Below are 12,186 nucleotides of genomic sequence, written 5' to 3' on the forward strand. Positions count from 1 at the left end.
AATGGCGTTCGCATATAGCGACATGCTCGAGACGATCAAGAACAAGCAATGGGCTCTCGCCGATATCGATTGGGACGCCCCTGGTGCGGAGTTGATCACCGACGAACAGCGTCCCAAACTCAAGCAATTCATGTCCGACGTGGTGTGGATTGAGCATGTCGGAGCGCGCGCCTTCGCTGCGATGGCCCCGAAGGCGCCCTTCGAAGCGCTCGGAGACATTTACCGTTACTTTCACGCCGAGGAGCAGCGTCACGCCAATGCCGAACTTGCTCTGATGCGTCGCTGGGGCATGATCGAGGAAGGCGAAAAGCCTGTACCGAATAAGAACATCCGTCTCGTGATCGAGTGGCTAGATCGGTACGCTGAGGCTCTTCCTCTGACTGTCATCGGCGCCGCGATTCCCGCACTGGAGACCGCGCTGGACGGGGCCCTGCTGAAATTTCTCCTTGATGAGGTCGACGACCCAATTTGCGGGGAAGTATTCAATAAGGTCAACAGCGACGAATCGCGGCACCTTGCAGTAGGTTTTCAAGTCCTTAATGACCTCGGCGCCAGTCCCATGCGAATCCATGCAATGCAAACGGTCGGCGCTGTGATGGACCCCCGTATTCTTACTGGCGCGTTGCTGTATATACCGCTTCTCACGCGCATGTTGATGAATCTCAACGCGATGGGGCTATCCGAAGAGAAGCTGTACAACGCGGTGACGCGATATGGCAATGTCGGGGACCGCAGTGAGCACACGCGGAGGGTGCCTGGATATCACATTTTGAAGGCCCACATGTCCTCCTCGATCAAGCGGTCCCAACCCCTTCACTTCGTTTCCCAGCGCTTAGGCGACGCGATCGACATCTTCCCCGTGCAAGTACTCGGGCGACCGCCGTCATGGACGGATGAACTGACCTATGAACCGGTAGCTAAATGACGGACACGGCAACGACTTTGATCGTCGGCGCCGGCTTCGCGGGTATCGGTACGGCGATGAGAATGCTCCAAGCGGGCATTGACGACTTTGTCATCTTGGAGCGATCACGTCGCATCGGGGGCACCTGGCGTGACAACACTTACCCCGGCGCCGCCTGCGATATTCCGTCATTGTTGTACTCCTACTCGTTCGAGCCGAACCCAGGCTGGACTCGCGCATACTCGGGGAGCGCAGAGATCCTCGGCTATATCGATGCGGTTGTCGCGAAATACGATCTTGGGAGGTTCATTCATTTCGGTGCGGACGTGAGTGCACTGGAATTCGACGGGGATGCCGGAGAGTGGCTGGTCGACACGACCGGCGGCAGGCGGTATCGAGGCCGTTCAGTCGTGATGGCTAGCGGGCCACTTGCTGACGCTAGTTTCCCCGATATTCGTGGCATCGAGTCGTACGAGGGGAAGAAGATTCACAGCGCTCGGTGGGACCACGCCTATGACATGAGCGGTAAGAGGGTGGCGGTCGTCGGGACCGGGGCGAGCGCTGTGCAGATCATTCCCGAATTGGTCCATTTGGCGGCGTCGGTCAAGGTGTTTCAGAGGACGCCCGGTTGGGTGCTACCGAGGGTGAATTTCCGGCATCCGGCCTGGGCGCGTTCGACTTTTAATCGCATGCCGGCAACTGAGCAGGCCCTACGAGGTGCGTGGTTTTGGGCGCATGAGGTCATGGCCGTGGGCATGGTTTGGGATACCGCTGCAACATCTGTCATCCAAGCGGCCGCAAAGGCGAATCTGCGTCGGCAGGTGAAGGATACCTGGTTGAGACGTCAACTAACGCCGCAGTTCAGACCTGGGTGCAAACGCATGCTTATGACTAGCGACTATTACCCTGCTCTCCAGGCCGATAACTGCAAACTCGTCAGCTGGCCGATCGCCACACTGGCTCCGAACGGAATTCGAACCGCCGACGGCATCGAGCATGAGGTGGACTGCATAGTATTCGCCACAGGCTTCGATGTGTGTAAACGCGGTACGCCATTTCCGATCCGGGGGCGCGACGGGCGAAAACTCGAAGACGAGTGGTCTGAGGGGAGATTTGCCTACAAGAGCGTGAGTGTGGCTGGGTATCCGAATTTGTTCTTTACTTTCGGACCGAATTCCGGTCCTGGCCACAACTCCGCTCTTCTATATATGGAGGCGGCAATCGATTACATCGTAAAAGCGATCGAGCTCTTGCGCGACGAAGGCAATGGAGTCCATACCCTGGATGTGAAAGAGAATAGCCAAAACGCGTACCACTCCAATATTCAACGGCGGTTACGACGCACGACATGGAACTCGGGTTGCAGCAGCTGGTATTTGACCGAGGATGGCTATAACGGCACGATGTATCCCGGCTTTGCGACTCAGTTCATTAGGGAACTGTCCCGTCTGGATATGCGGGATTACGAGATAACTCGGCGTGACGATGCTGGCCTGAAGTTGACACAAACACGCTGAACTGAAGCAGCGGATATAGGTTGGACATCAAAGCGCATATGAGGAAGTAATGGGTTCTGAGTCTGGGCAGCACTACGAAATTGTAATAGTCGGAGCCGGGTTTTCTGGGATTGGTACAGCGATCAGCCTGTTGAAGGCCGGATTTGCGGACTTTCTTATAGTCGATGACGCCGATGGCGTCGGCGGTACATGGCACTGGAATACGTATCCGGGAATAGCGGTCGATATTCCGTCCTATAGTTACCAGTTCTCTTATGAGATGCGAACATCCTGGTCACGAACTTACGCTCACGGGGATGAGTTGAAGGCTTATGCAGAGCGGTGTGTAGAAAAATACGGACTCCAAAATTACATCCGGTTCAACACGACCGTGGACGAAGCCTGTTTCGACGAAGGCGCCGCACTATGGCGGCTGAGCTGCTCCTCTGGTCAGAATCTGACCGCGCGTTTCGTGATAAATTGCTCTGGCGTCCTCAGTCGGCCGAAGTGGCCTGATATTCCAGGAGTGCGCGACTTCGCCGGCGTGACGCTGCATACGGCCAGATGGGACCATACGAAAGATCTCACCGGTAAGCGGGTGGCGGTGATCGGGACTGGGGCATCTGCGGTGCAGCTGATTCCCGAAGTCGCGAAGATCGCATCAAGTCTGACGGTCTTCCAGCGAACGCCGATTTACTGCTTGCCGAAGCCGGATTTCTCCATACCGAGCTGGGCCGCGACAGTGATGCGGTTGGTGCCAGGGGCACAACTGATGACGCGCACTGCGAGTCAGGCGTTCGTCGAGTTCACATTTCCAATCGCAGCTCACTTTCACTCGTTGATCCCTGTGTCGGACCTCATGGAAGAGGCGGCGAAACGCTATATGCGTCGGGCGGTCGACGATCCGGTGACTCGAGACCAACTCATTCCTCGCTATTCGTTGGGTTGTAAGCGACCGAGTTTCCACAATTCCTATCTCGCAACGTACAACCGTCGCAATGTTTCGCTCGAGACCAGCGGCATCACCCATGTCGACCATGCCTCGGTTCACACGGAAGATGGCAAGAATTATCCGATCGATGTCATGGTCTTGGCCACCGGGTTCAAAGTGATGGAGTCGGGCAATATGCCGACTTATGTGCTGAAGGGACGCGGCGGAGTGGAGCAGTCTGCCTGGTGGGATGAGCACCGCCTCCAAGCCTTCGAGGGTGTGAGCGTCCCAGGTTTCCCGAATCACTTCAATATCTTCGGTCCCTATGGTTACAACGGCTCCTCGTACTTCACACTCATCGAGGCGCAAAGTCGGCATATCGTCCGCTGTCTTCGTCGTGCGCGCAAGCTGAAGGCTGATTACGTAGAGGTCAGACAGCAGGCGAACGACCGCTACTTCGCTGACATGGTTAGCCGCCGACATCGACAGGTTTTCTGGCAGCCGAGCTGTTCCAATGCCAACAGTTACTATTTCGACAAACACGGCGATGTTCCGTTACGTCCGTCAACGACCCTGGAGACTTACTGGCGTAGCCGCACCTTCCGGCTCTCCGATTACCGATTTGAACGTCGCGCAGAATCCGTGGGTGCACGGTGACCGACACTGATGCGACGGACCGGCACCCCAGTCTTGCAAGTCATTTCGTGGCAATGACTTCGCGAAACACACTGCGTCCGCTGTCGCAACTCATCCCGTCGAACGCCCACGGCCTCGCGGTGATGGATCGCGTACTCCGGATGGCGCTCGTGGGATCGCGGCCCCGCCGAAGCGTGGCGGTTCGCACAATAGATACCGAGTTCGCCGGGAATCAGATACGCGGGGATTGGATCACTTCTCCTGCAGTCGATCCACACGCCGTTCCGTTGCTCTACATTCATGGCGGCGCCTACTCCATGTGCTCACCGGCTACCCACCGCGGTCTGCTCGGTGAACTTGCCTCCGCGAGCGGTCGGCCCATCTTTGCGGTGAGGTATCGGCTGGCCCCACGCTATCCCTTTCCCGCTGCCGCCGACGATGCACTGAACGCATACCGCTGGCTCGTCACAGGGCGGCCATCGGGTTCCGGCGACCGCGGTGTTGCGGTGGCCGGGGACTCGGCGGGCGGCCAGCTCACGATGGCCACCGCCCTTGGCGCACGTAGTGACGGACTGCCGCTGCCGGATTCGATGCTTCTCATGTCTCCGGTCCTGGATCTGACATGTGAACTCGCGAGGGCACGCGAACTTCGCCGCCGTGATCCTTTCGCCTCTGCTCGGTCCGCGGCCCGCGCTCTTGACCTGTACGTGGCTGGTGCAGATCACCGCAATGAGCGAATCAGCGTGCTCGACGCAGACCTCAGGTCCATGCCACCGATCCTGATTCAGGTAGGCGGAAGAGAAATGTTGATCGATGACTCGAGGCATCTTGCCGACCGCCTCCGATCGGCCGGATCAAGCGTTGAGATACAGGTGTACCGGGGACAGATCCACGTGTTCCAAGCCATGTTCCGAATCCTGCCCGAGGCTCGTGACGCGATCCACCGCGCTGGAAACTTCCTGAAAGCTTCGGCCCACCGGTGAAAGTGTTGGGACCGTGGATGCTCCATTGCCACCGCGCCATCAACTGCTTCTTAGCTGTCTCATGACAGGCGGCTTTGCGAGGGATCCTCGAGGACACGATCCGTCGATAGTGATCATCGGGGCCGGCGTCGCGGGTATCGCCATGGCCCATCAGCTGAAGAGGGACGGATTCACCAACTTCACCATGGTGGAAAAGGCTGCAGACATCGGCGGCGTCTGGCGCGACAACACCTATCCAGGAGCGGCTTGCGACGTGCCGTCAGCGTTGTACTCACTCTCGGACAAGCCCAACACTCGTTGGTCGAGACGTTATGCAGAACAGCCCGAGATACTCCAATATCTTCGCCGACTCGTCCTGGCCGACGGAATGGACCTGCAGCTGCGCACGCGGACCGAAGTCGTCGAGATGACCTTCGATGAACAGGCCGGCCGTTGGCGTTTGGTGACCGAATCCAGCGAGACGATCTGGTGCGATGTCGTGATTTCGGCCGTGGGGCAGCTCTCGCGACCTCATACGCCGAATATTGCCGGCGAAGACACCTTCGAGGGGCCGCGTTTTCATTCGGCGCGTTGGGACCATTCGGTATCGCTGCGCGGCAAGGAAGTAGCCGTCATCGGGACAGGCGCAAGCGCGATACAGTTTGTGCCACGGATCGCACACGAGGCACAGCGCGTAACGCTGTATCAGCGCACGGCGCCTTGGATTTTGCCGAAGTGGGACAGCAGGTACGGATGTCTTCACCAACAGCTGATTAAGGTTCTGCCGCTGTGGCTGCGTCTTGAGCGTTTCGCGGTATGGCTGATTTTTGAAGTGCTCGCAGTGACGTTGGTCGACGCGAAGCCCTTGTCGCGCATTCTCGGCGCGGTCGCCCGCTACCACCTCCATCGGCAGGTTGCCGATCCATTGCTGCGCCGGCAACTCACGCCATCAGATGCGCCGGGGTGCAAGCGGGTGTTGTTCTCGAATGATTACTACCCCGCGATTGCCAACGGTGAAGTCTCGTTGGTGACCAACGCGGTTGCGAAGCTTTGCGACAAGGGAGTCGTGACCGACGATGGCGTACTCCACCGCGCGGACGTCGTCATTTACGGAACAGGTTTCCGCGCTACCGACTTCCTCGCCCCAATGCGTGTTCGCGGCTGGGGCGGAGTGACTCTGGACGAGGTGTGGGGGACGCAGGCGCACGCATACCTGGGCATTACAGTCCCGATGTTCCCGAATCTCTTTCTCCTCTATGGCCCGAACACGAACGTCGGTTCCGGGTCGATCATTTTCATGATCGAGTCTCAGGTCCGTCATATCGGTGCCCTCATCAAGATTTTGGCGAGTGATCCAGGGCGTACGGTCGACGTCAGGCCAGACATCGAGCAAAGCTACAACACACGATTGGGCCGGCGGCTGCGAAGGTCGGTGTGGGCGCTTTGCGCGAGCTGGTACACGGCCTCGAGTGGCGCGATCCCGACGAACTGGCCTGGGCCTACATTTGCCTACCGGATCCTTAGCCGCAAACCACGCAATCACGATTATCTGTTCAGGCACGTTGAACGCCTTCAGTTAGACGGCCCGAGTGAGAACGGCGCGAGGCTGCGCAGATGATCCGGGTCGCAGGCGGTGTCGAACATTTCACTGTTCGCTGTTCGAATATTGACATTCAACACGTCTATGTAAACTGTTATCAGATACCCATGCAGCAGAGCGCCCAGGAGGCATCGTGGCTAATCAGCGTCTCGCACTCACGCGTCACCCCAAGGAGCGGTTAACGTCTGTCCTGTTGGCGCCCGCCCCCCGCGTCGTCGATGACAAATGGCGACGGTGGAGTCGGGACTGGAGAGTCCGGGAACTTGCGCCGGCTCCCGCCGGATCTGGGCTGAGAGCCGTCCTAGGGGACGCTGGACTCCCGTTGCTGGGGCACACGGTCGACTACATCCGATTTGGTTCAGAATTCAGTCGGGAGCGTTACGAACGTTTGGGCTCGGTGTCGTGGATGGGCGCATTCGGTACCAAAATGGTGGTCATCGCCGGTCCAGACGCAACGCGTGAGGCGTTCACAAGCGAAGCCAAGGCCTTTTCTCAGGATGGCTGGTCCTTCTTGATCGATGCTTTCTTCCATCGCGGGTTGATGCTCATGAGCTTCGACGAACATTTGATGCACCGGCGCATCATGCAGGAGGCGTTCACGCGTCCTCGCCTGACCGGATATGTCGGGCAGGTGGCCCCGTGCGTTCGCGCAGCCGTGCCCGCGTGGCCGACCGGTCCGTCGGTCCGGATCTACCCGTTGTTGAAGAATCTCACCCTCGATATTGCCACGGATGTCTTCATGGGTGGCCGCGGCAAGGACGAGAGCGCTGCTGTCAACGAGGCGTTCGTCTCCACTGTTCGCGCGGCGAGTTCCTTTGTGCGAGTTCCACTCCCGGGCACCAGGTTCCGCGCCGGCGTGCATGGGCGGCGCGTGTTGGAGGACTACTTCTCCCGACACCTGCCGGCCGCGCGTGGAGGCGAGAGCGACGATCTATTCGCCGCCCTCTGCCAGGCGACCACAGAAGACGGTGAACGGTTCTCCGACGAGGATGTGATCAACCACATGATCTTTCTCATGATGGCCGCCCATGACACCTCCACGATCACCACCACTGCTGTCACCTACTTCCTCGCTAAACATCCTGAGTGGCAGGAGAAGGCAGCGGCGGAGGCGCAGTCCTTCGGTGACGATTCGCCAGATATCGACGAACTGGAGCAGATGACGGTCCTCGATCTGATCCTCAAAGAAGCTCTGCGTCTGCTGGCGCCCGTTCCGCTGGTGATGCGCAAGACCGTCCGCGATGTCGCCATTGACGGCTATCACATCCCCCCTGAAACCTTGTGCGCAATCACACCCGCCGTAAATCACTTCGACCGCAGAATATGGAGCGACCCGGACCGTTTCGATCCGTCGCGCTTCGACGAGCCCCGGCGCGAGGACCAACAGCACCGATTCGCCTGGGTGCCGTTCGGCGGCGGGGCGCACAAATGCATTGGGATGCAGTTCGGCACACTCGAGGTGAAAGCAATCCTGCATCAGATGTTGCGTACCTACACTTGGACGGTCCCAAACGACTATCACGTGCGTTGGGACAACACCTCGCTGCCCATTCCCGTGGACGGACTGCCTGTGACGTTGCGGCACCGATGAGCGGTGAGAACTCGCCTTACCTGGAGCCCACGGAGTTCCTCGATTGGCAACATGAATCGGTACGCGACTTCGTTGCATCGGCGACCCGCGGCGCGGTCGACGACACCACGAAGGCCATAGCCATCTTCACTGCGGTCCGCGACGCGATTTGGTATGACCCCTACACCGTGACCGATGACCCGCATGCGTATCGCGCCAGCACCATCGCAACTGCAGACCGCGCGTACTGCGTCCCGAAGGCGGTGCTCTTGACGGCGGCCTGCCGAGCAGCAGGCATCCCGGCGCGGCTGGGGTTCGCCGATGTCCGAAACCACCTTCAGACCGAGACATTGCGTGAGCGGATGGGCGGTACCGACGTCTTTGTCTACCACGGATACAGCCTCATGCATCTCGGCGGTGTCTGGGTCAAGGCAACTCCGGCGTTCAATCGCGAGCTATGCGCACGGTTCGGCGTCCCGCCAATTGATTTCGACGGGCGCACAGACGCCCTGCTGCACGGGTTCGCCGGTGACGGCACCCAACACATGGAATATCTGAGGGATCGAGGCGCCTTCGACGATCTACCGCTGGCAGAGATCCTGCAAGCGCTCAGAACCCACTACGGGACGCTCATAGGCGATGCGAGTCGCCATCCAGACCTGTTCGCCTGAAGGGCCGATGCGAAATGCACAGCACGATGCAAGACGTCCAGCTCACAATCTCGGCAATTGTCCGCCATGCCGCCTCCATTCACGGAAACAGCGAGGTGATCACCCCCGACGGAACTGGATACCGAAGTATGTCCTACCGTAGCGTCCTGGGGCGAGCGGGCCGACTTGCAAATGCGTTGCGCGGGCTGGGAATAACGGCAGATCAACGGGTGGCCAACTTTCAGTGGAGTAACCAAGAACATCTCGAGGCCTACTGCGCGGTTCCCTCCATGGGCGCGGTGCTGCACACCCTCAACATTCGTTTGGCTCCAGAGCAACTCGCGTACATCGCCAACCATGCCAGCGATCAGATCATCCTGGTGGATGCGTCGGTTGCGCCATTGTTGGCTAGTGCGCTACCAGCGATGGAGTCGGTGCATACGGTCATCGCCACCGGGGGCGACCTCGCTCCGCTGCAGGGATGCGGGAAGACGGTGTTGCGTTACGAGGAGATCCTGGCGCAGCAACCGGAGACTTTCGATTGGCCCGAGATCGATGAGCGTTCCGCCGCGGCCATGTGCTACACCAGCGGGACTACTGGAAATCCCAAAGGTGTTGTCTACAGCCACCGTTCGACCCTACATGCACTGACCGCCTGCACGTCGAACGCCCTGGCAGTGAGCGAGGCCGACCGTATCCTGGCCATTGTCCCGATGTTTCACGCCAATGCGTGGGGACTGATCTACGCGGCGTTGATGTCTGGTGCGGACTTGGTATTACCCGATCGCCATCTGCAAGCCGCGCCGCTGGTGTCGATCATCGAAGAGACTCAGCCGACTATCGCCGGTGCAGTGCCGACGATCTGGAACGATGTCGATCGATACCTGGAATCGAATCCCGCCCGGGACATCTCCTCACTTCGGCTGGTTGCCTGCGGGGGATCGGCAGTCCCCGTCTCGCTGATGCGGGCATTCGAAGACAAGTACAACGTGCCTATCGTGCAGGCATGGGGCATGACCGAAACCTCGCCGCTGGCTACCGTCGCACGCGCAGCGCACGGAGTAGGCGAGACCCGTGCGTGGGAGATGCGCGAAAGCCAGGGTCGGCCGATGTGCGGTGTCGAGATCCGGTTGCATGACGACCACAAGAAGACCGTGCCGTGGGACGGTCGATCAGCGGGTGAAATACAGGCGCGAGGCCCGTGGATCACCGGCGCCTACTTCGGCGACGATGATCCGGACAAGTTCGACGGAGGGTGGCTGCGCACCGGCGACGTCGGCCGGATCGACCCGGACGGGTATCTCACGCTGACCGATCGTGCGAAGGACGTCATCAAGTCAGGTGGAGAATGGATCTCCTCAGTCGAGCTGGAAAATACGCTGACTGGTCACCCGGCGATCTACGAGGCTGCGGTGGTGGCAGTTCCCGACGACAAATGGCAGGAAAGACCGCTCGCCCTGGTCGTGGTTCACCGTGGAGCCGAGGTCGACATCGACCGACTGCGCGCGTTTCTGTTGGACAAGGTCGCCAAGTGGTGGATCCCGGAGCGGTGGAGCTTCGTGTCTGAGATTCCCCGAACAAGCGTCGGAAAATACGACAAGAAGGCCATACGCGCGCGTCACTCCGCCGGCGAGTATCAGATCGAAACGTCCTAAGAAATCAAACCCATTGATATCGAACAGCCGAGAGGGAATCCTGTGACAGCATCAATTTCTCCCTGGATGAGCGCCGAATTGCTCGAGCTTCGTGACCTTGCCGCGAAGTTCTTCTCGACCGAATTGGCACCACATGCGCAACGTTTCGCAGACCAGCACCAAGTTGACCGAGAATTGTGGCACAAAGCCGGCGAACTAGGCCTGCTCTGCATGTCCATACCCGAAGAATACGGCGGGGGAGGCGGCACATTCGCGCACGAAGCCGTCGTACTCGAAGAGCAAGCCCGAGTCGGGGACAGCTCATGGGGCGCAGGGCTGCACAGCGGAATCGTCGCGCACTACATCCTCCAGTATGCGGCCGAAGAACTACGGAGGCAGTGGCTGCCCAAGATGGCCTCAGGCGAAATGATCGGTGCGATCGCCATGACGGAGCCAGGGACCGGTTCTGATCTGCAGAGTGTCAAGACCAAAGCAATTCTTGACGGTGACGAGTACGTGATCACCGGCGCAAAGACCTTCATCACCAACGGTCAGCAAGCCGACCTGATCATCGTTGTCGCCAAGACAGATCCAAGTCAGGGCGCCGCCGGCATCTCGCTGATCGTCGCCGAAGCCGATCGACCCGGATTCCGGCGCGGCAAGGTCCTCGACAAAATCGGCCAACGCGGACAAGACACCTCCGAGTTGTTCTTCGACGACGTAAGAGTTCCCCGCTCGCACCTCCTGGGCGAGACCGAGGGTCAGGGTTTCAGTCAGCTGATGACGCAGCTACCTCAAGAGCGGCTCATCGTCGCGGTTGGGGCGGTCGCGGCGATGGAACTTGCCGTGGAGCAGACACTCAAATACACCCGTGAGCGGGAAGCGTTCGGACGGCCCGTCTTCGGCTTCCAGAACACGAAATTCATCTTGGCCGAAGCTGCAACCGAAACGCGCATCGCACGAGTATTTTTGGACTACTGCATCGACCTACACCTCGCGGGCCAGCTCGACGTCCAGACCGTCGCCATGGCGAAATGGTGGACCACTGAGCGAGCGATGAAGGTGCTCGATGACTGTTTGCAGCTTCACGGCGGATATGGGTACATGACCGAGTATCCCATCTCGAGATTGTGGGTGGACCAGCGCGTGCAGAAAATCTACGCCGGCACAAATGAGGTGATGAAGGAAATCATCTCGCGTTCCCTATGACCCTGAACGAGTTGCCACCTGCACATTACTCACCTGGGAGGAGGATTGATGGCATCTACAGAGGTGCCATATCGCCACGAAATGAGTGGACATTGCGGATCGGGTGCCCTTCGGGACTTGATACCAGATGCTCCTATCTTCAGGCAATGAGTTCGTTGGTTCTTCTGCTGGGTTGGCGGAGGGCGTGGTAGATCTCGCGGGCGATGTAACGCTTGATGGAGCGCATGATCTCATTCTTGGTTTTGCCTTCGGCCAGGCGGTGAACGAACTAGTCGCGGGTGGGCTGATGACGGCGCATGCGCACCACCAGGATGACGTGCGGGGCACGGTTGGCGTCGCGATTGCCTTCCCAGTTGAGCCGGTGGCGGATCGTTTTGCCGCTGGAGGCTTCCAGTGGGCTGACCCCGCAGAGTTTGGCGAAAGCGGCGTCGCTGCCGATCCGAGCGGGGTTGTCGCCGAGGGCGGTCAGTAGCGTGGCAGCGGTGTCGGGCCCGACGCTGTAGCTCGGGTGCGGCGGTGGCGGTGATGGTGTCGACGTGGCGTTCGAGTCGGGCGGCTTCGGTGTCCAGCTGGTGGCAACGTGCCGCATCGACT

10 protein-coding genes are annotated in these 12,186 nt (G+C 59.5%); 9 read left to right on the forward strand and 1 reads right to left on the reverse strand.

The features are described 5' to 3' along the window. The first annotated feature begins 1 nt into the window (after window position 1). The 9 genes from W7S_RS11280 (at window position 2) to W7S_RS11320 (ending at window position 11,592) form a co-directional block, all read left to right on the forward strand. On the forward strand, window positions 2-925 hold the full coding sequence (locus W7S_RS11280; protein WP_014711512.1) for a hypothetical protein: 924 nt from the start codon (window positions 2-4) through the stop codon (window positions 923-925). After that, entirely contained in the window at window positions 922-2,421 is a 1,500-nt protein-coding gene (locus tag W7S_RS11285; RefSeq protein WP_014711513.1) for an NAD(P)/FAD-dependent oxidoreductase, read from the forward strand. The genes W7S_RS11280 and W7S_RS11285 overlap by 4 nt, the downstream gene beginning before the upstream one ends. A gap of 49 nt (window positions 2,422-2,470) precedes the next feature. Further along, complete coding sequence (locus tag W7S_RS11290) at window positions 2,471-3,988, forward strand: NAD(P)/FAD-dependent oxidoreductase (RefSeq protein WP_014711514.1); 1,518 nt, start codon at window positions 2,471-2,473, stop codon at window positions 3,986-3,988. Continuing rightward, window positions 3,985-4,950, forward strand: a complete 966-nt coding sequence (locus tag W7S_RS11295; RefSeq protein ID WP_036455729.1) for an alpha/beta hydrolase — start codon at window positions 3,985-3,987, stop codon at window positions 4,948-4,950. Before W7S_RS11290 ends, W7S_RS11295 begins: the two co-directional genes overlap by 4 nt. Window positions 4,951-5,011: 61 nt before the next feature. Further along, window positions 5,012-6,547, forward strand: a complete 1,536-nt coding sequence (locus W7S_RS11300; protein WP_036455731.1) for an NAD(P)/FAD-dependent oxidoreductase — start codon at window positions 5,012-5,014, stop codon at window positions 6,545-6,547. Window positions 6,548-6,662: 115 nt separating this feature from the next. Continuing rightward, window positions 6,663-8,120: a cytochrome P450 gene (locus W7S_RS11305; RefSeq protein ID WP_014711517.1), complete on the forward strand. Its 1,458-nt coding sequence runs from the start codon at window positions 6,663-6,665 to the stop codon at window positions 8,118-8,120. Continuing rightward, window positions 8,117-8,770, forward strand: coding sequence for a transglutaminase family protein (locus W7S_RS11310; protein WP_014711518.1), 654 nt, complete (start codon window positions 8,117-8,119; stop codon window positions 8,768-8,770). The genes W7S_RS11305 and W7S_RS11310 overlap by 4 nt, the downstream gene beginning before the upstream one ends. Window positions 8,771-8,784: 14 nt before the next feature. Further along, window positions 8,785-10,404 carry a fatty acid--CoA ligase gene (locus W7S_RS11315; protein WP_020822392.1) on the forward strand — a complete coding sequence of 540 codons (1,620 nt, stop codon included), beginning with the start codon at window positions 8,785-8,787 and terminating at the stop codon, window positions 10,402-10,404. 66 nt (window positions 10,405-10,470) lie between these two features. Then, window positions 10,471-11,592 carry an acyl-CoA dehydrogenase family protein gene (locus W7S_RS11320; protein ID WP_020822393.1) on the forward strand — a complete coding sequence of 374 codons (1,122 nt, stop codon included), beginning with the start codon at window positions 10,471-10,473 and terminating at the stop codon, window positions 11,590-11,592. Window positions 11,593-11,860: 268 nt separating this feature from the next. Here the strand turns inward: W7S_RS11320 and W7S_RS11325 are convergent, their stop codons facing one another. Further along, entirely contained in the window at window positions 11,861-12,181 is a 321-nt protein-coding gene (locus W7S_RS11325; protein WP_014711521.1) for a transposase, read from the reverse strand. Window positions 12,182-12,186 lie beyond the last annotated feature (5 nt).

The organism is Mycobacterium sp. MOTT36Y, assembly GCF_000262165.1.
In the GTDB taxonomy this organism is placed as follows: Bacteria; Actinomycetota; Actinomycetes; order Mycobacteriales; family Mycobacteriaceae; genus Mycobacterium; species Mycobacterium intracellulare.